This is a genomic window from Aureimonas sp. Leaf324, assembly GCF_001423245.1.
Lineage (GTDB): Bacteria > Pseudomonadota > Alphaproteobacteria > Rhizobiales > Rhizobiaceae > Aureimonas.
On the sequence record NZ_LMOH01000001.1, the window covers coordinates 525,181 to 550,183 of the forward strand.

A 25,003-nucleotide genomic window follows, 5' to 3' on the forward strand; every position below is an offset into this window, starting at 1 on the left:
CGGATGCCTGATTTGAAGCGGACCTTTCTCGGCGTCGAGCGCTCGGTCGGCGGCCGGCGTTGGATCCACGCGCTCGACCCGCGTGCCGAAGCGGCCTCGGCGCGAATGGCGCAGCTTTCCGGCATGCCCGATCTCGTGGCCCGCGTTCTGGCCGCACGCGGCGTCGCGCCGGAAGCAGCAGCGGACTTCCTCCTTCCCACGATCCGCGACCTGATGCCGGACCCGTCCTCGCTGACCGCAATGGACGCGGCTGCCGCGCGTATTGCGGATGCCGTCGAGCGGCGCGAGAGGGTGGCCGTGTTCGGCGACTATGACGTCGATGGCGCAGCGTCGGCGGCTCTCGTCCACCGCTACTTCGCGCATTTCGATCTGCGCTGCGACATTCGGATCCCCGACCGCATCACCGAGGGCTACGGCCCGAACGCTCGGGCCCTCGCCGACCTATCGGATGCCGGGGCCACGCTGATCGTCACGGTCGACTGCGGCTCGACCAGCCTCGAAGCGCTGGCCGCCAGCGCCGCACGCGGCATTGACGTCGTGGTCCTCGATCACCATCAGGTTGGCACCGAGCTTCCGCCTGCCGTCGCCATCGTCAATCCGAACCGGCAGGACGATCTCTCGGGACAAGGGCACCTCTGCGCCGCCGGCGTCGTCTTCCTGACGCTCGTCGCCGTCTCGCGCGAGCTTCGCCGTCGCGGACGCCCGGCCTCCGATCTGCCGGATCTCCTCGGCGACCTCGATCTCGTCGCTCTCGCGACCGTTTGCGACGTCGTGCCGCTCGTCGGCTTCAACCGCGCGCTCGTGGTTCGGGGACTGGATGTCCTGCGGGCGCGCCGCAATCCGGGCCTCAGGGCATTGGCGGAGGTCGCCAGGCTTCAGGGGCCGGTGGAGGCGTTCCACCTCGGCTTCCTCCTCGGACCGCGCATCAACGCCGGCGGACGGATCGGCGACGCGGCACTGGGAAGCCGCCTCCTGACGCTGCGAAGCGAGGGGGAGGCCCGCGACATCGCGGGCGAACTCGAGCTCCTCAACGCCGAACGACAGGCGATGGAGCGCGAAATGCTTGCCGAGGCCGAGCAGGAGATCCACGCCGAGAACGGCACCGGAGAAGGCCCTCCGATCCTCGTGGTCGGCCGAACGACCTGGCATCCCGGTATCGTCGGCCTGATCGCGGCCCGCCTGAAGGAGCGGTTCGGACGACCGGCCTTTGCGATCTCGTTCGATGCTGGCGGGCGCGGAACCGGCTCGGGCCGCTCGATCGCCGGCTTCGACATCGGGCGCTTCGTGCGCGAGGCCGTCGCCGAGGGCATCCTCGTCAAGGGCGGCGGGCATGCCATGGCGGCTGGTCTGACGATCGACCGATCCAGGCTCGCCGATTTCCGCCTGCGAGCGGAAACGATGGCCGGCTCGACGATCGACGCTCTGCGCGCGGAAGACACGCTAGCCATCGACGGCGCGCTCGGGGCCCGTGGCCTGACGCTGGAGATGGTCCGCACGATCGAAAAGGCCGGTCCGTTCGGCTCGGGGCATCCCGCGCCGATCCTCGCCATGCCGCGCCATCGTCTCGTGTCGTCGGGCACGGTAGGAACAGGCGGTCACATTCGGGCCACGCTGCGCGGGGCCGACGGGGCGACGGCTTCGGCGATCGCGTTTCGGGCTGCCGGAACGCCGCTCGGCGACGCTCTGCTCGGCCGGCGGGGCGAGGACGTCCATCTGGCGGGGAACGTCTCGATTGACCGCTATCAGGGCAGCGAGAAAGTCACCTTCCGCATCGCGGATCTGGCGATCCCGACGATCTGAACAAGGCCTCGTCGATCCGAACAGGAACGCGGCCAGAGACAGATTGTATCGAAAGGGGAGTGGTACGCCCGAGGGGAATCGAACCCCTCTCTCCACCGTGAAAGGGTGGCGTCCTAACCGATAGACGACGGGCGCGGACGAGTGGGTCTATACGGCGAGTCGCTTTGGCGTGCAACCCGAAATCGGTCTTCGCAGAGGCTTTTGGGGATGTCCGGCACTAGGCTTTGGAAGGGCCTTCGCCGAACGTCTCAGCCGAGATTATGTCAGGTCGACTGACGACGCCGGCACGGCCAGTTCCAGTCGCGCATCTTGCCGACGTCGATGTGGATGGCCGCGGTGTGGCAGTAGGTGCCGACGCCGCCGCGGCCGGGCAGGGCCCGCACGAACTGGGCAACGTCCTGTCCGTTGACGCCCGGCACGTGCAGATCGGCTGCCTTGCACGCCATGTGCATGGATGCCTTCGCACCGTTGACCCGGCGATTGTGCTGCGGCGAACGGAAGCCGGAGGTGATGACGACCTTCTGCTTGAATCGTCGCTCGATCTGGCCGATCAGCGACATCAGGTTCGATTCGAAGCAGTTGGTGACAATGTCTTCGCGTTGAATCAGAAGCCCGCTCGGCGCAAGACGGGCGATGCCCGACAGTGAGGCGAGCTGGTAGCTGCTGCCGATGTCGTCCATGAGCTCGGAATCGACCGAAGCACGCTGGCCGATCTCGAAGAGCGATTTCGGATCGACGCCGGGCAGGGCGTTGGCGCCGATATCGGTCTCGGCATCGTTGCGCTGATGAACGACGACGCGGCCGGATTTGCCGGCCTCGGCGTTTCGCAGGGGCACTTTCGCCTGCGACTGGTTATAGAGGGATGCATAGAGCGACCGATCGGCCTCGGCCGCCTTCTTCGGTTCGGCGAAGGCTGCGATCGCAGGGCCTGTGGTGCGCGTCAGGAGGCGCCCGGGCTTGATCCCGCCGTCTGCCTCCTCGCCGGCGGCCATGGACGCGGTCTGCGTCGCAGCCGTTTCGGACGATTCTCCCTCGGCCACGCGTGCCGCCAGCGCGGGGTTGAGAGCCGGCGCCGATTTCGCCTCGGCTTTTGCGGTAACGCTCTCCGGCTTGGCGGCCGCGACAGCGACCTCACCGCCTTCGGCAACGCCGGGCTCTGCGGCCTTCGCATCCAGCGCGATGGCATCCTCGACGGATTTCGGCTCTGGCGCCTGCGCAAAACCGAAGGCGCTGCTCTCGTCCACGGCCGATACGCAACCGCTCAGGAGCGGCGACAGCGACAGCACAGTTGCGGCGAAGAACGCCTTGCGCGACGAACCGCCGCGTGCGGAGAAAAATCGTTCGGTCAACCGGTCGTCCACCCTCTCGGCGGTGGCTTGTAAAACCCCCCGCCCAAGCCATGACCGAAGCCCGGATTCGGGTCTTCGGAAGACTGCCGCCTCGCTCGCGTTCGCTTCCCCAAAGCGCAGACCCCGAACCCGGGACCCGACCGCGTAAAGTGACTATTTCGTTAGCACTGTGTCGTTTCCGAGGCTAGTGCCGCCGCATTTTACGATGAACGTTACCAGGTTCCGGTATTCGGCATGCTCGACCATGGTTCGGCGGCCGGCTTTGCGTCGCCGCGCTGGAGGAGCTCGAACGAGATGTTGTCCGGCGATTTCACGAAAGCCATTCGGCCGTCGCGCGGGGGACGGTTGATGGTGATGCCCTGATCCATCAACCGCTGGCAGGTCTCGTAGATGTCGTCCACTTCGTAGGCGAGGTGGCCGAAGTTGCGCCCGCTGCCGTACTCCTCGGGATCCCAGTTGTAGGTGAGTTCCAGCAACGGCGCAGCGTGGGCGCGGCCGGCGTCCACGTCGTCGCGGGCGGCGAGGAAGATCAGGGTGAAGCGGCCGGCTTGGCTCTCGCTCCGGCGGACCTCCACCATGCCCATCTTGTTGCAGTAGAAATCGAGGGAAGCGTCGAGGTCGGCGATGCGGACCATCGTATGGAGATATCGCATGGGATCCTGCTGAGAACGTCGTTCCGTTGCGATTTAGAGGCGCGAGGCGATCCGCCAATGTGCGGCCATGGGAACTCGCTTTAGCCCCGCGACTTTTTCCGAAGCTTGCGATGAGTTCGGAACGCGATGTTTTTTGCGGGGAACGGAGAAAACCGGAGCTCCGAGGATTCCCAAACTCACCATTCAAACTATTCTGAAACCTCAGGTGATCGTTTGACGAATGCTGCGGGATCGCGAATGCTGACGTGTCCTGCAAAAATTCTGGAACGGTCGGCGCCAGGCCGTTCGCGCGGCGGGCGAGAGCGGCGGACGAGGCGGAACGTTCGATGACAGTGCGTGCACCCAGCGTGATGGACCTCGAAGCCGACGGTGCAGCGCGGCCGCTCGATCTTGAGACCATCACCGGCAAGATCAAATGGTTCGACGTCGCCAAAGGGTTTGGCTTCGTGGTTCCCGACGGCGGCGGGGACGACGTCCTCCTCCACGTCACCTGCCTGCGCCGCGACGGCTTCTCCACGGCGCTCGAGGGCGCGACCGTCGTCTGCGAAGTGCAGCGCGGGGAACGGGGTCTCCAGGCGTTTCGCGTCCTGAGCATGGACGCGTCTACTGCCGTCGCACCGGCGCAGTCGGCAGCGGCCCGGACCCACGTTCAGGTCGTGCCCACCAGCGATCTCGAACGTGCCACGGTGAAGTGGTTCAACCGCAGCAAGGGCTATGGCTTCATCTCGCGCGGCGAGGAGACGGAGGACATCTTCGTTCACATGGAGACGCTGAGGCGATACGGCATGGCGGAACTGCGGCCGGGCCAGGAAGTGCTGGTCCGCTACGGCAACGGGGACAAAGGCTTGATGGCCGCGGAAATCCATCCCCTGACCGGGCCCGTTCGGCCGGGAGCGCACTGATGACGGCCATGACGATGAAGGCTTGCGCAGTCGGTCTCGCGACGGCGCTCTTGACCGCAACCGCGGCTTTTGCGGACACGGCGACGCTCAGGACGTCTTCCGGGTCACATGCCATTGAGGTCGAGGTCGCGGACACGCCGCAGGCGCGCGAGATCGGGCTGATGAATCGGGAAAGTCTCGCGGAAGACACAGGGATGCTGTTCGACTTCCGGGAGGATCGCCCGGTCAGCATGTGGATGAAGAACACACTGATTCCCTTGGACATGCTCTTCATCAACAAGACAGGGACGGTCGTGCGGATCGCGCGCAACGCGAAGCCGCACTCGCTGGAAACCATTCCGTCGGGGAAGCCGGTTCGATACGTATTGGAGATCAACGGCGGAGCGGCCGCGACCTATGGCGCCAAGACCGGCGACAAGCTCGAGCATCCGCTGATCGGACGACGTTAGGAAGTTCCGACGATGCCGCATCAGCCGCATTGCGTGGCCGCCGGCCTTCGTCTAGAAGCCCTGTGTTTCGGATTGTTCCGGATCGTCGGAGCGTAGCGCAGTCTGGTAGCGCATCTGGTTTGGGACCAGAGGGTCGCAGGTTCGAATCCTGCCGCTCCGACCATATCTTGAACACCGCAGGACAACGAATTCGGAGACGGCGCGAACATGGTGGCTCGCATCTATCGTCCGGCCCGCACGGCCATGCAGTCGGGCAAGGGAAGAACCCGCGAATGGCTCTTCCTATACGAGCCCGAGGACCCGAAGACGGTCGAGCCGCTGATGGGCTACACCTCGTCGCGCGACATGCGCTCGCAGGTGCGGCTGTCGTTCGAGACCAAGGAACTCGCGATCGAGTACGCCGAGCGCAACGGCATTCCGTACCGGGTCGAGGAACAGCACATCGCCGGACGACCGAAGGTGTCCTATTCCGACAACTTCCGCTACGACCGCGCACAGCCCTGGACGCACTGACCGCCGGATCGCGCACGGCCCCGTAGCTCAGAGGATAGAGCACCGGCCTTCTAAGCCGATGGTCGCAGGTTCGAATCCTGCCGGGGTCGCCAATTTCATCGCTCGATCCGCTCGGCGAAAGGCGTTGGGCAACGCGAGCGTTGCCAGCGAGGCGGGTTGTTCGCTTCTTAAATGCCGGCCGAGGCCGGCGGCGCGCCATCGGCAAGCGTGCTTCTGATTTCCCAACCCAATCGTGGGTCTGAGCCGATCGTCCCGATGCGCTGCATCTCGCGTCGGGCGGACACGCGCTCCGGGCGTCCGTGTCGCCTCTGCATCGACCTCTCGACCTTCGCTCTCGGAAAGTTTTTGGAACTGGTCTCCTCCGCCGGGTTTAGGCCTGCGATGCAAGGCGGTGGAGCGGAGCGAATGGACGCGATCTCGGACAGTCGGACGGTGCGCCACGGGGACAGGCGGTTGCCGCTGGTCGATCTGAGAGGCTACAGCCTCCCGCTGCAGGCCGGCGACGCATTTCTCGGCGATCTCGCCAGCGGATCGCGCTTCCGCGAAGTGCTGCGCAACGAGCGTCACAGGGTCAAGTGTTCCGGGGCTCCGCCCTTCGGGCAGGACCGGACCCACGAGATCGATGGCGACGAACTGGATGCCGCCCTCCTGGAACAAGCCACGACGCCCGAAGGCCGGGTGATCGATCAGGCGATCCAGACCTTCTCCCGGCACCTCGCCGATGTGCTGCGCCGGTTTCTCGCCACGGCGGAATGGAAAGGGACGGAGCGCATCGTCTGCGGGGGCGGGCTGATGGAGGGCCGGGTGGGTGCCGAGATCGTCGACAGGACGGGGCGGCTCCTGCGCGACATCGGCGAGAGCGCCGAACTCACCCGCCTGCACCATGCACCGGACGAAGCGGGCATGATCGGCTGGGCCTATGCCGATGGTTCGGGCTTGCTGGGGCGTGCGGATGGTTTCGTCGCCGTCGATATCGGAGGGACCAATGTCCGTTGGGCCACGGTCAAGCGCAACGGCCCGCTCGTCTCCGGTCGCGAGCCCGAGGTGGTGCACCACGACAAATGGAGCCATGCCGAAGAGAATGCGGATCGGGCTGGATTGCTGGATCGCATCGCGGTCGGCATCGTGGAAATGATTCGGCACGCCGAGCGCGACGCCTTTGAGCTGTCACCGATGATCGGCATCTCGTGTCCCGGCGTGATGCGCCCGGACGGTCGATTCTCCGATGGCTGCCAGAACCTGCCTGGCGAATGGTGCGACGGGAGCTTCTCGTTGCCCGACGAGATCGGGCATCGCCTGCGCGAAAGGGGCATCCCGGACCGTGTCGTGGCACTCCACAACGACGCGGTGATCCAGGCCCTAAGCGAAACGCCGTGGATGCAGGACGTCGAGCGCTGGGCCGCCGTGACGATGGGCACCGGGCTTGGCAATTGCAGCTTCGAGAACCGCAGGCGTCAGACCTAGCGAAAAAATCGCCGACCCGCAGGGCATGCGACGGTCAGCGTTCGATGACCAGATCGCTCGTCGGCTTCGAACAGCAGAGCAGAACCATTCCGGCATCGATCTCGCGCTGCCGGATGCCGCCCTGATGGGTCATTTCGACACTGCCCGACACCTTCTTCGACTTGCACGTTCCGCACATGCCCTTCGAGCAGGATGAGGGCAGGCGCATGCCGGCCCGCTTCGCGGCTTCGAGGACGGTCATCGTTTCCGGGACCTCGACGGTTCGGCGCGTCTTCGTGAACTCCACCGTGTAGGTCTTCACCGCCAGAGACGCCTCGGCGTCGAGCTGCGTTTCCGCTTCGGCCGCGTCCGCCCGCTCGCTCGCCGTCAAAGTCTCGAAATTGAAGCTTTCGTCGTGATAGCGCGCCATGTCGAAGCCGGCCTCGGCCAGCATCGACCTGACGGCCGCCATGTAGGGGGCCGGACCGCAAACGAAGACCTCCCGTTCGCGGAAGTCGGGCGCCACGACCTCGAGGAGGCTGCGGGTCAGGAAGCCGCGCAGGCCGCTTGATGGCGAGAGCGGCGACACGGACTGGACGATCGGCACGAAGCGGAAGCCCTCGTCCACCCGCGCCATCGTCTCCAGCTCTTCGCGGAAGATGATGTCGGCCGGCGAGCGGGCGTTGTGGATGAAGACGACATCCTCGCTGCGCCCGAGGTCGTGGAACGTGCGCGCCATCGACATCAGCGGCGTGATGCCGCTGCCGCCGGAGAGGAAGAGATAGCGCCCTGCGGGATGCTCGGCGCAGGAAAAGTCGCCCATCGGGCCGACCGCGCGAAGGCTCATGCCCGGCTTGAACGTATCGTGCAGCCAGTTCGAAACCGGACCGCCCGGCACCCGCTTGACGGTCAGGCTCAGTCGGTCCGGGCGGGTCGGCGCGGACGAGATCGTGTAGCAGCGATAGAGGGTCTCGCCGCCGATCTCGAACGCATAGGTCATGAACTGACCCGGCTTGAAGCGGAAGCGACCGGGAGCGGCGGGCCTCAGGACGAAGGTCCTGACGTCGTGCGTTTCCTGCCGGACCGCTTCGCAGACCAACGTATCGTCAGCTTCGCTGTCCCAGACGTTATCTGCGAGATCGATGGCGGGAGAGCTCGAACCGGCGGTGACGTTGCCCAGATCGGTCATGCTCATTTGGCGATGTAGTCGGTCATACGGGCGATGTACCAGCGGATGAACTTCTCGACGAGCATTTCGGTGTTGGGCGAGTAGGGGCCGGGCTCGTAGGCGGGGCTGAGCGCACCCTGCTGGCACATTTCGACGAGGCTCGCATCCTGCGCATTGGTGGCCGTCCAGACCTCGATCAACCGGTCGATCTCGTAGTCCACGCCCTCGACGGCATCCTTGTTGACGAGCCACTTCGTGCGGACGAGCGTGCGCCCCTCGTCGAGCGGCAGGACCGAGAAGGTAACGATGTGATCGCCGAGGAAGTGGTGCCAGGAATTGGGCTGCGTCCAGAACGACAGGCCCCCGAGCTTCGCCGTGCTGAAGCGGCCGAGCGGAACGCGGCAGGCGGCCCGCGTGTCCATCGTGTGGCTCTCGCCGTCGCCGTCGAGCGGCAGCCGTTCCGTGCGGAAGCCGCTGACGCGCGTGTCGAGTTCCTCGATCTCGCGCGAGGGCAGGCCCATCTTCTCCCACTCGTCGTGGCTGGTGGTGCGCAGCGCGTCATAGCGCTGGGCGTTCTCCAGATCGATCGGGTCCATTTCCTCTGGCGAGAAGCCGAAGCCGTAGGCGAAGAGCGGAACGGTCAGTTCCGGGTGGTTCGCCTCGCAGTGGTAGCACTCGCGGTTGTTCTCGAGCGTGAGCTTCCAGTTGCCCATCTCGATCAGGTCGCTTTGATAAGCGATCTTCGTGCCGCGCACGTTGTGGGGCGCGATGTAGGGCGCCATGCGGGCGGCCAGTTGGTCGAAGTCCTCCGGCGGCTCGTCGGCGAGGCAGACGAAGAGGAGGCCCTCGAGCGAACGTAGGTTGACGGGCTTGAGGCCCTTGCAGGATGGATCGAAGTCCGACCCCATGTGCGGCGCGTGAACGAGATGGCCGTCGAGGCCATAGGTCCAGGAATGATAGCGGCAGACGAGATTGCCGACCGTCGTCTTCTCCTCGTCGACGAGGCGCGCGCCGCGATGGCGGCAGACGTTGAAGAAGGCGCGGACCTCGTTGTCGTCGTCGCGCACGATCAGGATCGATGCCTTGCCGATCTCGACGGTCGCCACGTCCCCCGGCTCGGGCACGTCCGGCTCGACGCCGACATAGATCCAGTGGCGATAGAAGATCGCCTCCATGTCCGCCGCGAAGACCTCAGGCGAGGTGTAGAAGGGCGCGTCGAGGCTGTGCCCGGGGCGGCGCCCGAGGACCAGAGACTCCAGCGTATCCAGCTTGTTCAGCATGACGACCGCAACTCCCGGCAGCAAGGCATGGGGCCTTGGAAGCTGGAAGCATTCTCGCTTTCGAAGCGGCTGTCTTGAAGCTTCGCGACGCCTTGTTTAGATTTTCCGACATCGCGTTTCGGAGTGTGATGTGGCGGCCCGGACGGACTTTCAGCACGTCGGATTCATGCTGACCGAGCGCTTTTCCATGATCGCCTTCACGGCGGCGCTCGAACCTCTGCGGCTCGCCAACCGCGCGGCCGATCGCGCCCTCTACGAGTGGAGGCTCCATTCGCGCGACGGGCTCTCCGCCGAAGCATCGAACGGTGTCCGGGTGGGAGTGGACGCTTCGTTTCGCGAGGCCAAGAGGCTCGATGCCGTCGTCGCGTGCGCGGGTGTCGACGTTCAGGCGGACGACCATCACGAGTTGATCTCGACGCTCCGCCGGCTGGTCAAATCCGGCGCCACGGCCGGGGCGGTCTGCACGGGCGCGTATGTCCTGGCCAAGGCGAGGCTGCTGGACGGCTATCGCTGCACGATTCACTGGGAGAACCGGGCAGGTCTTCGGGCCGATTTTCCGGACCTCGATGTCGGGGACGACCTCTTCGAGATCGATCGGGACCGCTTCACCTGTGCCGGCGGCGTCGCGGCCGCCGACATGATGCTGTCGCTGATCCGGCGGGACCACGGAGACGCGTTGGCGCGGGCGGTCGCCGATCAGCTGATCCATCAACGCATCCGCAATGCCGACGAGCCGCAACGGCCCGATCTCGGCCAGAAAGCGGGCGTCGCCCACCCCAAGGTGCAGCGCGTGCTGGAACTGATGGGTGCGTCGATCGACCGTCCGGCCGGTATCGACGAGCTCGCCCGCAGCGTCGCGCTATCGCCCCGGCAGCTGGAGCGGCTGTTTATCGAACACATGGCGGTCTCGCCGACGCGGCACTACGCGACCATTCGACTGGAGCACGCGCGTCAGCTGCTGCAACAGACGCGGATGAGCATACTCGACGTGGCGATCGCCAGCGGCTTCAACTCCGCGTCCTATTTTTCGCAGAGCTATCTCGACCGCTTCGGCCACAGCCCGAGGGCCGAGCGCAGGACGACGGCCCCTTAAGCTCCGGCGCTCGAGAGAGTGTCGAAATCGACGATCTTCGGCGTGTGGCCCGTGGCCTCGACCACGCGCAGGAGCTCTTCGCTGGTCAAGGACAAGGTCGCCGTGTTCACCAGAGGGTGGACGGTGATACGCGGCTCGTCGAGCATGTCGCTCGCCAGAACCAGCTGCACCGCGCCGGCTTTGTCGTTCACAAGGGCCAGCGGGCTCACGGAGCCTTGGACGACGTTCAGCGCGTCCAGCAAGGTCTCGGCGCTCGCGAACGAAAACTTCTTCGCCCCGACATGCGCGGCAAGCACCTTCAGGTCGAGGCGCCGATCGGTCGGGACGCAGACCAGCCACAAGCCGCCCTTCGCTCCCTTCAAAAGAAGGTTCTTCGTGTGCACGCCTTCGAGCGTGGTCCAGAAGGGCAGGGCCTCCTCGACAGTATGGACCGGCGGATGCTCGATCGCGATCGGCTGGATGCCAAGGCGAGTGAAAATCGCATCGAGTTCGGATCGCGCGTCGGCCATGGGCACCATTCGTCGTGAGAAGAAGTCCCGGGCGGCGCTCGGCCGACCGGGATATGGCAAGATGCAGATCGTCCTCGCCGTCGCCGTGATATCAGGGGCCGACCATCGCCGACACCACCTTCGGCAGGGTCAGGCTTCCCAGCACCTCGCCGTGAGGGTTCCGCACCACGATCATCGGCTTGCCCGAGGCGAGAAGCGCCGACACCGCCGTCTCCAGAAGCGTGCTGCACGGAAGTTCGATGCTTTCCACGCCGGCCGGGACGGGCTGCCCGTCCACCACCGCGGCCAACTGGACCACTTTCCCGCGGTTCACGTGGCGAACGAACTCCATGATGTAGTCGTCGGCCGGCGAGAGGACGATCTCCTGGCCCGTGCCCTGCTGCACCACCTCGCCGTCGCGCAGGATCGCGATCCGGTCACCCAGCCGCAGCGCCTCGTCGAGGTCGTGGGTAATGAAGACGACCGTCTTGCGAATTTCCTTCTGGAGACCGAGGAGGATCGACTGCATGTCGACCCGGATGAGGGGATCGAGCGCCGAGAACGCCTCGTCCATCAGGAGGATCGGCGCGTCGTTGACGAGCGCGCGCGCGAGGCCGACCCGCTGCTGCATGCCGCCGGACAACTGGTGCGGATAGTGGTTCTCAAACCCCGACAGCCCGACTCGGCTCAGCCAGTGCATCGCGGCCTCCACCTGGCGCGCGCGGGGCACGCCCTGGAGCTGCAGGCCGTAGACGGCGTTGTCGAGCACGGTGCGATGAGGCAAGAGGCCGAACTGCTGGAACACCATCGCCGTCTTGTGACGCCGGAACTCACGCAGTTCCTTCGGCGTCATCTTGCAGACGTCGACGCCGGCGACCAGCACCTCTCCGACACTGGGGTCGATCAGGCGGTTGATGTGCCGGATGAGCGTCGACTTGCCGGACCCCGAGAGACCCATGATGACCTGTATCGCGCCGGCCGGCATCGAGATGTTGATGTCGTTCAGACCGAGGACGTGCTGGTGCACCTCCATGATCTCCTGTTTCGTCACTCCCTGTTTCAGGAGCGGGACGATCTTTTCGGGAGTCTTGCCGAACACCTTCGACAAACCGCGGATCTCGATCGCGTAATCCTTCGTCGTCTCCTGCCGGCCAGGAGCCGCGCGCTGAACCGGCGTTGCGGTATCAAGCATGCCCGTGCTCCTTGTGGCGCTGCAGGCGCTGGCCGAACGCCTGGCTGATGCGATCGAAGATGATCGCGATCCCGACGATCGCCAGACCGTTGAAGATGCCCATCGTGAAATACTGGTTGTTGATCGCGCGCAAGACCGGTTGGCCGAGGCCCTGGACGCCGATCATCGAGGCGATGACGACCATGGCGAGCGCCATCATGATGGTCTGGTTGATGCCGGTCATGATGGTCGGCATGGCCAGCGGCAGCTGGACGTTGACGAGCTTCTGCCAGGACGAGGAACCGAAGGCGTCCGACGCTTCCAGAACCTCCTTGTTGACGAGGCGGATGCCGAGGTCGGTGAGCCGGATGATCGGCGGGATCGCGTAGATCACGACCGCGATCAGCCCCGGCACGCGGCCGATGCCCATGAGCATGACGACGGGGATGAGGTAGACGAAGCTCGGCAACGTCTGCATCACATCCAAAATCGGGCTGATGACGCCGCGGACCCGACCCGACCGCGCCATGGCGATGCCGACGGGAATGCCGACGACGAGCGAGATCAGGGTGCAGACGATGATCATCGAGATCGTCCGCATCGTGTCTTCCCACATGTCGAAATAGCCGATCAGGAGAAGCGTCAGCACGGAGCCGATCACGATCGGCCAGCGACGGCTCGCGGCCCAGGCGAGGGCGGCGACGGCCAGGATGATGATCGGCCACGGCGTGGCGAGCATCACCCATTCCATCCAGACCAGAAGTATACGCAGCGGCTCAAAGAGGGCCTGGATCGGATCGCCCCAGGCCCGTGTGAAGCTGCGAAAGTTGTCGTCGATGGTCGAGCGAAGCATCCGCAGATGGTTGTCGTCCATGTGGGGAAAGGTCCACAACCAGTCCATCGCTCAGCTCCCGGTCCGTGCTTCGTTTCGGCTTCCCGTTGCTCTCGCGCTCCTCCGCCCGTCGACACGTGCGGAGCTGCGCGAGAGCGCTGGAACGGTTCAGCGAGAGGTCAGAGCGCCGCCTCGATCTTGGATGCGGCTTCCGGCGTGACCCACTTCGTCCAGACGTCTTTCTTGGTCTCGAGGAAGTGCTTGGCGCCGTCGTCGCCGTTGGCCTGGTTGTCGGTCATCCAGGCGAGCAGTTCGTTGACCGTGGCGTTGGTCCAGGACCGCTTGCCGAGATAGGTCATCACCGGCTCGCCCGCGCGTTCGGCGAACTTCGTGGTCACCACCGTATCGACGTTATCGGCCACCCACTCGTTGAGCTTGGGATCCGGGCATTCCGCGTTGGAGTTGCAGCGCTTCCACTCCGCCGCGTCGTGCGGCGCGTCGAAGCCGAGGCGGACCATCGGGTAGCGGCCGAGGATAGCCGTCGGAGCCCAGTAGTAACCGAGCCAGCCCTGCTTGTTCTCGTTGGCGCGCGCGATCGAGCCGTCGAGGCCCGCCGACGAGCCGGTGTCGACGAGCGTGAAGCCCTTGTTCGCCGCGTCGTAGGCCTTGAAGAACTGCGCGGTCACCACGGTTCCGCCCCAGCCCTGCGGACCGTTGAAGACGGCGCCCTTGCTCTTGTCTTCCGGGTTCGGGAACAGTTCGGGATGCTTGAGGGCGTCGCCGATGGTCTTGATGTCGGGATGAGCGTCGGCCACGTATTTCGGGATGAACCAACCTTGCTGCGCGCCGTCGGACAGCGCATGGCCGGTGGCCACGAGCTTCTTCTCGCTGAGGCCGCGGTTGATCACCTCGGGCACCAGATCGACCCATCCTTCCGGCGCGATGTCCGGCTGACCGCGCTCCGCCATCGAGGTGAGGGTCGGAACCGTGTCGCCGGAGATCACCGACACCTCGCAGCCGTAGCCCTTCTCCAGAATGAACTTGTCGAGGCTGGCGAGCACTTCGGCGCTCTGCCAGTTCATCGCCGCCACGGTGACCTCGCTGCAGTCTCCCGCGGCGTGAGCGGCGAGGGTACCCACCGAACTGAACGCCAGCGCAAGGACGGTCGATGCCAAGAGGTGCTTCATCAGTCGATACTCCTGCGGCGCGGGGACGGGGCCTACCCGGCGGCGCCATAGGCCGGGATACGCCTGAGTTCTGATCAAATCGCGGTTCGGGCTCGAGCCCGCGACGTGTGGAGACGGATACGGTGCCTTACCCGGACCCGCCTCGGTGTTCGGTGCGACGTCGGCGCCGGCCTCTCGTGGCGACGATCGCTTCACGCCTGAGACTATCGGGGCATCAACCAACCCATAGGACCAATGCGACACTCGGATAGATTCATTGCGACGATCTGAGCAGAGGCGCGGCGTTGCTCCGGTTTGGCTATTTTGTAATCAGGCACGCGACAGTCCCTCAGTTCCCGGATGAGGGAAAGAGTTCATCATTATCGGAGCAGGCCAGACGCAGGCCGCCGGATCATTTCGTGTGCGGCAGCGTGACGCAAGTGGCTCGAAGGGACAAGGCGGGTCGAAGCGGCGCCGAGCCGTCCGTCCCGCGAAATCCCGTTTCAGGCGGCCAGTTCGCCGTGCGGATCGAGGACGAACTTCACGGCAGCGCCCTGATCGAACGTCTCGTAGCCTTCGGCGGCATCGTCGAGCGGAATGATCTTCGCGTTCACGATGTCGGCGATGGGCAGGCGGTCATGGAGGATCGCCTGCATCAGCTGCCGATTGTACTTCAACACCGGGGTCTGGCCGGTGTGGAACGACTGCGCCTTCGCCCAGCCAAGGCCGAAGCGGAGCGACAGGCTGCCCTGCTTGGCCGCGCTGTCGACCGCGCCGGGGTCTTCCGTGACGTAGAGACCCGGAATGCCGATCGAGCCGGCGGCGCGGGTGATCTCCATCATCTGGTTGAGAACGATCGCCGGCTGCTCGCCGCCGGAATGCCCGCGGGCCTCGAAGCCGACCGCATCGATCGCGCTGTCGACCTCGCTCGTGCCGACGACCTCCGCGACCATCTCGCCCAGCCTGTCGTGCTTCGAGAGATCGATCGGCTCGAAGCCCATCCTGGCGGCGTGGGCGAGCCGATCCTTGTTGAAATCGCCGATCATCACGACGGCCGCGCCGAGAATGCGGGCCGAAGCCGCGGCCGCGAGACCGACGGGCCCGGCGCCCGCGACATAGACGGTCGATCCGACGCCGACGCCCGCCTTGACCGCGCCGTGAAAGCCCGTCGGCAGAATATCGGACAGCATGGTGAGGTCGCGGATCTTCGACATGGCCCGGCCGCGATCCGGAAACTTCAGGAGGTTGAAGTCGGCATAGGGAACCGTGACGTAACGCGCCTGGCCGCCGATCCAGCCGCCCATATCCACATAGCCGTAGGCGCCGCCGGCCCGCGAAGGGTTGACCGTCAGGCAGACGCCCGTGTCCTGCGACTTGCAGCAGCGGCACCGTCCGCATGCGACGTTGAACGGCACGGAGACGATGTCGCCGATCTCGAGCATCTCGACGTCGATGCCCTTCTCGATCACCTCGCCGGTGATCTCGTGGCCGAGGACGAGGCCCGGCTCGGCGGTGGTGCGTCCGCGAACCATGTGCTGGTCGGAGCCGCAGATGTTGGTCGAGATGACCTTCAGGATGACGCCGTGCTCGATGCGGCGGCCATCGGGCGCCGCGAGCTTGGCGTCGTCGATGTTTCGGACCTCGACCTTGCCGGGCTCCAGATAGACCACACCCCGATTGCTGCTCATATTCGTCTCCTCCCAGAGTTCATCCGCGCGGCGTTCAGCACTCCGGCAGATTGACGGCCAGTCCTCCCAGACTGGTTTCCTTGAATTTCAGGTTCATGTCCTCGCCCGTCTGCCGCATCGCCTCAATGCAGTTGTCGAGCGGCATGAAGTGCGAACCGTCGCCGCGAAGCGCCAGCGAGGCGGCGGCGACCGCCTTGGTGGCGCCGATGCCGTTGCGTTCGATGCAGGGCACCTGCACGAGACCCGCGACGGGATCGCAGGTCATGCCGAGGTGGTGTTCGAGCGCGATCTCCGCCGCGTTCTCGATCTGCTCCGGCGTTCCGCCGAGGACCGCGCAGAGACCCGCGGCGGCCATCGCGGCAGCGGAGCCGACCTCGCCCTGGCAACCGGCCTCGGCCCCCGAGATCGACGCGTTGTGCTTGATCAGACCGCCGATGGCGGCCGCGGTCAACAGGAAGTCGGGAACCCGGGATCGACAACCGCCATGGCAGTTGTCGAGATAGTAGCGCAGGACCGCCGGCACCACGCCGGCCGCGCCGTTGGTGGGAGAGGTCACGACCCGCCCGCCGGCCGCGTTCTCCTCGTTGACGGCCATCGCATAGACGCTCAGCCAGTCCGACGCCCCGTGCGGCTGGCTGAAATTGCGCAGCTTCTCGGCCAACAGTTGCTCGTGAATCCGCCGGGCCCGCCGACGCACGCGCAGCCCTCCGGGCAGTTCACCGTCGATCGATAGACCGCGATCAATGCAGTCGCTCATCACGGCCCAGATGCGGTTTACGCCGGCATCGACATCCGCGTGGGAGCGGAGCTGTGTTTCGTTTTCCCGCTTCATCTCCGCGATCGTCAGCCCGCTCTCGCGCGCCATCCGCAGCATGCCCGCAGCATTGCGGAAGGGGTAGGGCCAGACGGTATCGCCGTGAGGATCGACAGCCGTCGGCTGATCACGCTCCGCCGCCGTCACGACGAAGCCGCCGCCGATCGAGTAGTAGGTCTCCGACAGGATCTCGCGCCCGTCCCGATCGTAGGCCGCGAAGATCAGACCATTGGCATGCCCGGGCAGCGGCTGCCCGAAATCGAAGACGATGTCCCGTGCCGGGTCAAAGGCGAGGGGCGGCAGCTCGGCGTGCCGCAGGACGCACTCTTCGCTGAGCGCGGCAAGCTCGTCCTCGGCCCGCGTCATGTCGATGTCTGCCGGCACCCAGCCGAGGAGACCGAACGCCACGGCCCGATCGGTCGCGTGGCCCTTGCCCGTGAAGGCGAGAGAGCCGTGAAGACTGACCCGGACCGCCGCGGCGGATTGCGCTGACGGAGAGCCGCGCAGGAGGTCGAGGAAGGCGCCGGCCGCCGTCATCGGCCCCATCGTATGCGAAGAGGAGGGGCCGATCCCGATCTTGAAGACGTCGAAAACACTGAGGAACACGGAGGCCGCTCACGCTTCGGAGGAAAGCCGTTCGGCGCGCCCTCCCGGCGCGCCGGCCGTCGTCGGTATCGGCGATCGGTCGGAACGCTGCCGCGCCCCGGCCTCCGGCGGGGTCAGAGCCCGAGTTCGAACTCGCGGCAGATGCCGGCGAGAAGATGCCAGACGTGATCGGCGAACGAGTGCCAGACCTCGATCCGGAAGCGGTCCTCCGCTTCGCGGAAGAGGATGATCTGAACGCGGTCGATGATCGTCCGGCGCGCGCTGCCGACCGGCATCAGGGCCACCTCGGCCGCGATGCACGACTGGAGAGCCGCAGCGGCCTCCGGCCCCTCGATGGCGATCCCGACCTCGCGGTGGCCGACATCGACGAGGCTGTGGATCGTCGTCGCGTAGAGATCGGCGAACGCCTTTTCGATCGCGTCCTGATCCGCGAGCGGCGCGATCAGGAACCACTCGTCCGGACCGATGCAGGCGGCCAGACGACCCGACGACGTGGCGCGGGCTTCGCCGATCGCCGCAGGCAGATCGGAGCCCCAGGCGGCGGCCGCCGCGCCGAGATCGGACGGCGCGATCCGCAGATTGTAGCGCGCGCAGTTGTCGAGCGCGCGGATCGCGACGGAGGTGCGACGGGCGACGGAGAGTTCGCGGCCGACGAGAGGGTGACGTTCCTGAAACATCGTGGCGTCCTCCTCAGGCGCTCAGGCGCGAGTTGTCGGGATCGAAGAAGACCGTACCGGTCACCGTCGCGCGCAGCGTCTCGTTCGGCATCGGGATGTGGACGGTCTCGCCCATGCGTCCCTTGCCGCCTTCCACCACCGCGAGCGCGATGGACCGGCCGAGCGCGACACTCCAGTAGGAGGACGTCACGTGCCCGACCATCTTCATCGGTACCGGCTGGTTCGGGTCGAGCACGATCTGCGCCCCTTCCTCGAGGACCGTCTTCGGGTCCTCGGTCAGGAGGCCGACGAGTTGCTTGCGGTCAGCCTTCAGCATGTCCGGCCGGCTCAGCGAGCGCTTGCCGACGAAGTCCGGCTTCGTCTTGCCGATCGCCCAGCCAAGGCCCGCGTCGTCCGGCGTCAACGTGCCGTCCGTGTCTTGGCCGACGATGATGTAGCCCTTCTCGGCGCGCAGCACGTGCATCGTCTCGGTGCCGTAGGGGGTGATGCCATAGGGCTTGCCGGCCTCGATCAGCTTTTCCCAGATCGCGCGGCCGAAGCGTGCGGGCACGTTGACCTCATAGCCGCGCTCTCCGGTGAAGCTCATGCGGAACAGGCGCGTCGGTACCCCGGCAATCTTGCCTTCGGCGATCGACATGTGCGGGAAGGCGTCGTCCGACAGGTCGATGCCTTCGATCAGCGGCTCGAGCAGCTTACGGGCGTTCGGGCCGTTCAGCGCGATCACCGACCACTGCTCGGTGGTGGAGGTCAGCCAGACCCGGAGCTCGGGGAACTCCGTCTGGAGATAGTCCTCCATCATGTTGAGCACGCGCGCGGCACCGCCCGTCGTCGTCGTCACGTGGAAGCGGTCCTTCGACAGGCGGCCGATCACGCCGTCGTCGCGGATGAATCCGTCCTCGCCGAGCAGAACGCCATAGCGCGTGCGGCCGGGTTCGAGCTTCGTCCAGGGATTGGTGTACATCCGGTTCAGGAACTCGGCCGCGTCCGGACCCACGATCTCGATCTTGCCGAGCGTCGAGGCGTCGAAGATGCCGACGGATTCGCGCGTCGCCTTGCACTCGCGCGCGACGGCCGCGTGCATGTCCTCGCCGGTCTTCGGGAAGTACCAGGCGCGCCGCCACAACGACACCGGCTCGAACACCGCGCCGTGCTCCTCGGCCCAGGCGTCGATTGCGGTCTTGCGCGTCACGTCGAACAGGCGGCCACGGTTGTAGCCGCAGAAGGCGCCGAAGGTCGTCGGCGTGTAGGGCGGCCGGAAGGTCGTGAGACCGACGGCCGGGGCAGGGCGCTGCACGGCGTCGGACGCGATAGCGAGACCGTTGATGTTAGACGTCTTGCCCTGGTCGGTCGCCATGCCGTTGGTGGTGTAGCGCTTGATGTGCTCGATGGAGCGGAAGCCCTCGCGCACGGCCAGACGGATGTCCTTGGCGGTCACGTCGTTCTGGAAGTCGACGAAGGCCTTCGCCTTCGACGGGTTGAGGTCGGTCGGCAGTTCACGGCTGGCCACGCCCGTCAGGCGACGCTCGCCTCCGACGTCGTAGCTGCTCGAACGGGTGGGGAAGCCGGCGTCGAAGGCAGCCGCCGCGCCGGCATTCGCGCCGCCCGCCAGAGCGTTGGCCAGGCCGAAATCGCCGTTTCCGGCACCGACGCAGCGGCACTCTTCCTTCTGGGTCGCGGGAAGGAAGGTCTGACCGTCCTCACGCCATTCCAGTTTGCCCTGCGTATGGGAGAAGAGGTGAAGGCTCGGCGTCCAGCCGCCGCTCATCAGCAGCGCGTCGCAGGGGAGGGTGCGAGCCTGGGCCGCACCGCCGTTGACCGGCGTGACGCGGACGGACTCGACGCGCAGGCGTCCCTTGGTTCCGGTCACGGTCCAGCCTTGCAGGACTTCGATCCCGGCCGCTTCCGCTTCCGCCTTCAGCTCGGCGTCGACGATGGATCGAATGTCGACGATCGCCGACACCTTGACGCCCGCCCTGGCGAGGTCGAGCGCGGCAAGCCAGGCGCTGTCGTGGCCGGTGACGACGACGACGTCGTTGCCGACCTTCACGCCGTAGCGGTTGAGGTAGCTGCGCGCGGAGCCCGCCAGCATCACGCCGGGCCGGTCGTTGCCGTGGAAGACGAGCGGGCGCTCGATCGACCCCTGTGCGAGGACGACCTGCTTGGCGCGCACCTTCCACATGCGCTCGCGCGGGGCGCCTTCGGGCGCGGACGGAAGGTGGTCGGTCAGCCGCTGGCAAAGGCCGACGAAATTCTGGTGGTAGTAGCCGAAAGCCGTGGTGCGCGGCAGGAGGGTGACGTTCGGCAGGGCCGAAAGCTCGCCGACCGCCTTCTCGAGGAAGGCCCAGCCGGTGCCGCCGTCGACCGACGCGTCGGTTTCGGACAGGAGCGACCCGCCGAACTCCGCCTGTTCGTCGACCAGCATCACCTTCGCGCCGGAACGCCCGGCTTCGAGCGCGGCGGCCAGACCCGCCGGACCGGAGCCGACGACGAGTACGTCGCAGTGCACGAAGCGGCTGGAATAGCGGTCAGGATCGGGCTCGGTCGGCGATTTGCCGAGGCCCGCGGCGCCGCGGATCACCGGCTCGTAGACCTTGTTCCAGAAGGACTTCGGCCACATGAACGTCTTGTAGTAGAAGCCGGCCGAGAACAGCATGTAGAGGGCGTCGTTCACGGCCCCGACGTCGCGCTTCAGCGACGGCCAGTGGTTCTGGCTCGACGTCTTCAGCCCGTTCGAGATTTCGAGCACGGTCGCGCGCGTGTTCGGCTCGAAGCGGCCCGGCCCGCGGTCGACGCCGAGCAGCGCGTTCGGCTCTTCCGAGCCGGCCGAGAGGATGCCGCGCGGGCGGTGGTACTTGAACGAGCGGCCGACGAGGTGGACGCCGTTGGCGAGCAGCGCCGAGGCGACCGTATCGCCCTCGAAGCCGTTGAAGGTCTGCCCATTGAAGGAAAAGCTGACGCGCCGGTTGCGGTTGACCCGGCCGCGATGAGCTACGCGGAAATCGCTCATGCCCGGACCTCCTCGGGTGCGGCTTCTTCGGGGCGCGGCTTGCCGGCCTCGTAGGTCGTCAGGAACTTGTCGGTGACGGTGTCGCGGACGGCGTTGAAGAAGCGTCCGCAGCCGTGGATGTGCCGCCAGCGCTCGTGGTGCTTCCCGCGCGGGTTGTCACGGATGTAGAGAAAGTCGCGCCATTCGTCGTCGGAGAGGACGGACGGGTTCTCGGGACGCGCGATATGCGCCTGGCCGCCATAGGCGAACTCGACCTCGGGCCGTTCGCAACGGCAGTAGGGGCAACGGATGAGAAGCATGGTCCGAACCCCCTCTTAGTGCGCGACCGCGGCCGCGGCCGCCTCGTCGATCAACCGGCCGGTGCCGAAGCGCTCCAGCGTGAACGGCGCGTTGATCCGGTGTGGCTCGCCGCGCGCGATCGTGTGCGCGAAGACGTTGGCCGAGCCCGGCGTCGCCTTGAAGCCGCCGGTGCCCCAGCCGCAGTTCACGAAGAGGCCCGGAACCGGGGTCTTGCCGATGATCGGCGAGCGATCCGGCGTGACGTCGACGATGCCGCCCCATTTGCGCAGCATCCGCATGCGCGTGAAGATCGGAAAGATCTCGCAGATCGCCGCGACCGTATGCTCGATCAGCGGCAGGCCGCCGCGCTGGCTGTAGGACACGTATTGGTCCGTTCCCGAGCCGATGACGAGCTCGCCCTTGTCGGACTGCGAGATGTAGGCGTGCACGGTGTTCGACATGACGACGCACGGGAAGATCGGCTTGACCGGCTCCGACACGAGGGCCTGGAGCGGGTAGCTCTCGAGCGGCAGGCGGACGCCGGCCGATTCCATCACGACCGAGGTGTTGCCGGCGGCGGACACGCCGACCCGTTTGGCCTTGATGAAGCCCCGCGCGGTCTCGACGCCGGACACGTGACCCGCGGCATCGCGGCGGATCGCGGTCACCGGGCAGTTCTGGATGATGTCGACGCCCATGGCCGCCGCGCCGCGTGCATAGCCCCAGGCCACCGCATCGTGGCGCGCCACACCGCCACGCCGCTGAAGCGCGGCGCCCATCACGGGGTAGCGGGCGTTCGGTGAGATATCGAGAGGCGGGCAGAATTCCTTCGCCTCTTCGGCCGTCAGCCATTCATTGTCGATGCCGTTGAGGCGGTTCGAATGGACGTGCCGTTTGAAGCTCTGAACGTCATGGACGTTGTGCGCGAGCATCATGACGCCGCGCTGCGAGAACATGACGTTGTAGTTCAGCTCCTGGGTGAGGTTCTCCCAGAGCTTCATCGAATGCTCGTAGAGCATCGCGCTTTCGTCGTAGAGGTAGTTCGAGCGGATGATGGTCGTGTTGCGACCGGTGTTGCCGCCTCCGAGCCAGCCCTTCTCGATCACCGCGACGTTGGTGATCCCGTGCTCCTTGGCGAGGTAGTAGGCCGCGCCCAGCCCATGGCCGCCGGCGCCAACGATGATCGCATCGTACTCCGCCTTCGGCTCGGCATCCGGCCATTGCGGCTTCCAGTTCTTGTGTCCGGACAGCGCATTCGACACGAGCGACGGGAAGGAGAAGCGGGTCATCGCGAACCTCAAACGACCATTGCCGGGGTATCATTGCGACAATGCCCTGCCGGAGACAGGACATTTGCGTCAATCGGGTCGCACTTTAAGAACCAGCATTGCGCCCTAGTCGAGGCACCCGAGAACGGAGGGCGACAAACGTGGACGCGTGTTCGCCCGGTCCCCTGAGTTCAGGCGGCCTGCGCCTCGCCGATCAGGGCAGACTGCTGCGCCTGACGTCGGACCTCCTGCGGCGTCATGTCGAAGCGCTGGCGAAACATGCGGCTGAGGTGCGAAGAATCGCAGAAGCCGCATTCGACCGCGATCGAGGCCACGAGCTTGTCGGTCGTCTCGATGAGATGGCGCGCGAAGGTCAGCCGGATCTGCAGAAAGGCCGCTTGCGGGGAGGCCCCGAGCGCCGAGCGGAAGTGCCGCTCCAGCTGGCGTTTGCTGTGCCCCATCCGCTTGGCGAGTTCGGCGACGGACAGCGGCGTATCGATGTTCTGCTGCATCAGGAGCAGCGCCCGCATCACCATCGGATCGCGCGTCGAGATATCCATCGACACGCCGGGCTGGGGCTTCTCCGGCCGCAGAGCATCATCGATGATCATGATGTGGAGGCTCTTGCTCGCCTGCGCCCGGCCGACGTGGCGTTCCACGAGATAGGCCGCCAGATGCGCCGAACTGGCACCGCCCGAGCAGGTCAGGCGCTCGCCGTCGTCGATGAAGATCTGGTCGGAGACGGGATCCAGCCCGTCGAACTGTTCGAGGAAGTCGGCGTGGTGGAACCAGCTGACGCAGCAGCGATAGCCCTTCATCAGGCCGGCCTTGTGAAGGAGGAACCCCCCGGTGCAAAGGCCGATCAGCGGAACGCCAGCGGCTGCCGCCCTCGCGAGATAGGACACGTAGTTCGCCCCCAGACCGGACAGGTCGTCCATCACCCCACCGACAACCACGATATAGTCGAACTTGGTCGGATCCCCGAGCCGTTCGTTCGGCTGCACGGACACGCCGCTGCTCGACGGAATCGCACTCATCGTGTCCGAAAGGACGTTCCAATTGCACATGATGGGACGGCTTCGGTCGCCCTCGTCGGCGGCCAGCCGCAGGACATCAACGAAATTGGCAAAGGCGCAGAGGGTGAAGCGTTTGGCCAGGATGAAGCCGACCGAAAGGCGCGCCGTGGTCTTTCGCGGTTTGTAGACCGCGGAAACCTGTGAACTTGCGCGGCTCTCGCCAACCTTCGCGTCCATCAGCCATCCTCGCCGAGCGCTCTCGCCGAACTGTCGTACTGCTAATCCGGTCTTGACGCAAACGTCCTGTCCGAGGGCCGATCGGTGTCGCAATGCTACCTCCTGCGAGCCGAACTTGCCCGGGCGCGATCCACCGGATGCCCCGCCGAACGCGCTGAGATTCCGCCTTTCGTTCCTTCCTCCCAGTCGAGTAGTCCGTGATGGCCGAGAACAAGTTCATCCTCAAGCTCAGCTGTCTCGACCAGCCCGGCATCACGGCGGCGCTCGCCACCGCGCTCGCCTCGCGCGGGGCGAACATCGTCGAGGCCAACCAGTTCTGCGATCGCCAGACCAACCAGCTCTTCGTTCGCATCGCGGTCGCGGCGCCCGAAGCCACCACACAACCCGTTCTCGACCTTGCCCTGAAGCCCTCGGTCGACCGCTTTGACATGCGCATCAAGCTCGAGGACCTGTCGCGCCGCCCGAAGATCATCATCATGGTCTCGAAGTTCGACCACGCGCTCCTACACCTTCTCTACCAGATCAAGGTCGGCTGGCTGAACGCCGAGGTCGCGGCGATCGTCTCGAACCACGAGGGCTCGCGCCGCACCGCCGAGCAGGAGGGCATTCCTTTCCACTACTGGCCGGTGAACAAGGAGAACAAGGATGAGCGCGAACAGCAGCTGATCGAGCTCGTTCAGGCGACCGGCGCCGAACTCGTCGTTCTCGCCCGCTACATGCAGGTTCTCTCCAACGATCTGTCGAACCGGCTGTTCGGCATGGTGATCAACATCCACCACTCCTTCCTGCCGAGCTTCAAGGGCGCCAAGCCCTATCACCAGGCGCACGAGCGCGGGGTGAAGCTGATTGGGGCGACCGCGCACTACGTGACGGCCGATCTCGACGAAGGGCCGATCATCGAACAGGAAACCGAGCGCGTCAGCCACGCGATGACCGGCGACGACTTCGTGGCGGCCGGGCGCGACATCGAGTCCCGCGTTCTGGCACGGGCGGTGAAGTATCACCTCGAAGGCCGCGTCATGCTCAACCATCATCGCACGGTCGTTTTCACGCCGTGAATCTCTCGCAGAACGCCATCGGCGCGCGGCGCCTACGCTCAGCGAA

Annotated in this window: 22 protein-coding genes and 3 tRNA genes; 9 read left to right on the forward strand and 16 right to left on the reverse strand. The window is 66.0% G+C overall.

What is annotated here, in order from left to right; genetic code table 11:
- Nucleotides 1–3 precede the first annotated feature (3 nt).
- Nucleotides 4–1,800: a single-stranded-DNA-specific exonuclease RecJ gene (gene recJ, locus ASF65_RS02530; RefSeq protein WP_055884605.1), complete on the forward strand. Its 1,797-nt coding sequence runs from the start codon at nucleotides 4–6 to the stop codon at nucleotides 1,798–1,800.
- Nucleotides 1,801–1,860: 60 nt separating this feature from the next.
- Here recJ and ASF65_RS02535 read toward each other — a convergent pair.
- The 3 genes from ASF65_RS02535 to ASF65_RS02545 all read right to left on the reverse strand — a co-directional run bounded on the left by ASF65_RS02535 (nucleotide 1,861) and on the right by ASF65_RS02545 (nucleotide 3,802).
- Nucleotides 1,861–1,935, reverse strand: a tRNA-Glu gene (locus tag ASF65_RS02535).
- A gap of 128 nt (nucleotides 1,936–2,063) precedes the next feature.
- Entirely contained in the window at nucleotides 2,064–3,161 is a 1,098-nt protein-coding gene (locus tag ASF65_RS02540; protein ID WP_055884609.1) for a D-Ala-D-Ala carboxypeptidase family metallohydrolase, read from the reverse strand.
- A gap of 200 nt (nucleotides 3,162–3,361) precedes the next feature.
- Nucleotides 3,362–3,802: a VOC family protein gene (locus tag ASF65_RS02545; protein ID WP_055884612.1), complete on the reverse strand. Its 441-nt coding sequence runs from the start codon at nucleotides 3,800–3,802 to the stop codon at nucleotides 3,362–3,364.
- A 326-nt stretch (nucleotides 3,803–4,128) separates the two neighbouring features.
- On the opposite strand from ASF65_RS02545, the gene ASF65_RS02550 reads away from it, so the two are divergent.
- The 6 genes from ASF65_RS02550 (at nucleotide 4,129) to ASF65_RS02575 (ending at nucleotide 7,130) form a co-directional block, all read left to right on the forward strand.
- On the forward strand, nucleotides 4,129–4,704 hold the full coding sequence (locus tag ASF65_RS02550) for a cold-shock protein (RefSeq protein ID WP_055884615.1): 576 nt from the start codon (nucleotides 4,129–4,131) through the stop codon (nucleotides 4,702–4,704).
- Nucleotides 4,704–5,153 (forward strand): DUF192 domain-containing protein, encoded by a 450-nt coding sequence (locus ASF65_RS02555; protein ID WP_244486531.1) that lies wholly within the window; start codon nucleotides 4,704–4,706, stop codon nucleotides 5,151–5,153. The genes ASF65_RS02550 and ASF65_RS02555 overlap by 1 nt, the downstream gene beginning before the upstream one ends.
- An 86-nt stretch (nucleotides 5,154–5,239) precedes the next feature.
- Nucleotides 5,240–5,316: transfer RNA gene (locus ASF65_RS02560), tRNA-Pro, on the forward strand.
- 44 nt (nucleotides 5,317–5,360) lie between these two features.
- Nucleotides 5,361–5,666, forward strand: coding sequence for an ETC complex I subunit (locus ASF65_RS02565; RefSeq protein WP_055884617.1), 306 nt, complete (start codon nucleotides 5,361–5,363; stop codon nucleotides 5,664–5,666).
- Nucleotides 5,667–5,682: 16 nt separating this feature from the next.
- Nucleotides 5,683–5,758 (forward strand) — tRNA-Arg (locus ASF65_RS02570).
- A gap of 313 nt (nucleotides 5,759–6,071) precedes the next feature.
- Nucleotides 6,072–7,130: an ROK family protein gene (locus ASF65_RS02575; protein ID WP_055884620.1), complete on the forward strand. Its 1,059-nt coding sequence runs from the start codon at nucleotides 6,072–6,074 to the stop codon at nucleotides 7,128–7,130.
- Between the two features lie 34 nt (nucleotides 7,131–7,164).
- On the opposite strand, the gene ASF65_RS02580 is transcribed toward ASF65_RS02575, so the two are convergent.
- Together ASF65_RS02580 and ASF65_RS02585 are read right to left on the reverse strand one after the other, a co-directional pair.
- Entirely contained in the window at nucleotides 7,165–8,298 is a 1,134-nt protein-coding gene (locus tag ASF65_RS02580) for a hybrid-cluster NAD(P)-dependent oxidoreductase (RefSeq protein ID WP_055884623.1), read from the reverse strand.
- A 2-nt stretch (nucleotides 8,299–8,300) separates the two neighbouring features.
- On the reverse strand, nucleotides 8,301–9,557 hold the full coding sequence (locus ASF65_RS02585) for an aromatic ring-hydroxylating dioxygenase subunit alpha (RefSeq protein WP_055884625.1): 1,257 nt from the start codon (nucleotides 9,555–9,557) through the stop codon (nucleotides 8,301–8,303).
- Between the two features lie 166 nt (nucleotides 9,558–9,723).
- Here ASF65_RS02585 and ASF65_RS02590 point away from each other — a divergent pair, with 166 nt between their 5' ends.
- Entirely contained in the window at nucleotides 9,724–10,650 is a 927-nt protein-coding gene (locus ASF65_RS02590) for a GlxA family transcriptional regulator (protein ID WP_055885050.1), read from the forward strand.
- Here the strand turns inward: ASF65_RS02590 and ASF65_RS02595 are convergent.
- From ASF65_RS02595 to ASF65_RS02645, 11 genes are all read right to left on the reverse strand, one after another.
- Nucleotides 10,647–11,159: a prolyl-tRNA synthetase associated domain-containing protein gene (locus ASF65_RS02595; protein ID WP_055884628.1), complete on the reverse strand. Its 513-nt coding sequence runs from the start codon at nucleotides 11,157–11,159 to the stop codon at nucleotides 10,647–10,649. The two genes, ASF65_RS02590 and ASF65_RS02595, sit on opposite strands and share 4 nt — an antisense overlap.
- A gap of 91 nt (nucleotides 11,160–11,250) precedes the next feature.
- Entirely contained in the window at nucleotides 11,251–12,330 is a 1,080-nt protein-coding gene (locus ASF65_RS02600; RefSeq protein WP_082505122.1) for a glycine betaine/L-proline ABC transporter ATP-binding protein, read from the reverse strand.
- Nucleotides 12,323–13,210: a proline/glycine betaine ABC transporter permease gene (locus ASF65_RS02605; protein ID WP_055884630.1), complete on the reverse strand. Its 888-nt coding sequence runs from the start codon at nucleotides 13,208–13,210 to the stop codon at nucleotides 12,323–12,325. The genes ASF65_RS02600 and ASF65_RS02605 overlap by 8 nt, the downstream gene beginning before the upstream one ends.
- A 110-nt stretch (nucleotides 13,211–13,320) precedes the next feature.
- Nucleotides 13,321–14,328 carry an ABC transporter substrate-binding protein gene (locus tag ASF65_RS02610; protein WP_055884633.1) on the reverse strand — a complete coding sequence of 336 codons (1,008 nt, stop codon included), beginning with the start codon at nucleotides 14,326–14,328 and terminating at the stop codon, nucleotides 13,321–13,323.
- A 482-nt stretch (nucleotides 14,329–14,810) separates the two neighbouring features.
- Nucleotides 14,811–15,995: a formaldehyde dehydrogenase, glutathione-independent gene (fdhA, locus tag ASF65_RS02615; RefSeq protein ID WP_055884636.1), complete on the reverse strand. Its 1,185-nt coding sequence runs from the start codon at nucleotides 15,993–15,995 to the stop codon at nucleotides 14,811–14,813.
- A 34-nt stretch (nucleotides 15,996–16,029) separates the two neighbouring features.
- The gene (locus tag ASF65_RS02620) at nucleotides 16,030–17,415 is read right to left on the reverse strand and encodes an L-serine ammonia-lyase (RefSeq protein WP_055884639.1); all 1,386 of its coding nucleotides are present in this window, start codon (nucleotides 17,413–17,415) and stop codon (nucleotides 16,030–16,032) included.
- A 113-nt stretch (nucleotides 17,416–17,528) separates the two neighbouring features.
- A complete protein-coding gene (locus ASF65_RS02625) occupies nucleotides 17,529–18,092 on the reverse strand; it encodes a sarcosine oxidase subunit gamma family protein (RefSeq protein WP_055884642.1) in 564 nt (187 codons plus the stop codon).
- A gap of 13 nt (nucleotides 18,093–18,105) precedes the next feature.
- On the reverse strand, nucleotides 18,106–21,099 hold the full coding sequence (locus ASF65_RS02630) for a sarcosine oxidase subunit alpha (protein WP_055884645.1): 2,994 nt from the start codon (nucleotides 21,097–21,099) through the stop codon (nucleotides 18,106–18,108).
- Nucleotides 21,096–21,398, reverse strand: coding sequence for a sarcosine oxidase subunit delta (locus ASF65_RS02635; RefSeq protein ID WP_055884648.1), 303 nt, complete (start codon nucleotides 21,396–21,398; stop codon nucleotides 21,096–21,098). The genes ASF65_RS02630 and ASF65_RS02635 overlap by 4 nt, the downstream gene beginning before the upstream one ends.
- A gap of 15 nt (nucleotides 21,399–21,413) precedes the next feature.
- On the reverse strand, nucleotides 21,414–22,667 hold the full coding sequence (locus ASF65_RS02640) for a sarcosine oxidase subunit beta family protein (protein ID WP_055884651.1): 1,254 nt from the start codon (nucleotides 22,665–22,667) through the stop codon (nucleotides 21,414–21,416).
- 170 nt (nucleotides 22,668–22,837) lie between these two features.
- Nucleotides 22,838–23,899 (reverse strand): GlxA family transcriptional regulator, encoded by a 1,062-nt coding sequence (locus ASF65_RS02645; RefSeq protein WP_055884653.1) that lies wholly within the window; start codon nucleotides 23,897–23,899, stop codon nucleotides 22,838–22,840.
- 200 nt (nucleotides 23,900–24,099) lie between these two features.
- Here ASF65_RS02645 and purU point away from each other — a divergent pair, with 200 nt between their 5' ends.
- Complete coding sequence (gene purU / locus ASF65_RS02650; protein ID WP_055884656.1) at nucleotides 24,100–24,957, forward strand: formyltetrahydrofolate deformylase; 858 nt, start codon at nucleotides 24,100–24,102, stop codon at nucleotides 24,955–24,957.
- Nucleotides 24,958–25,003: the final 46 nt, after the last annotated feature.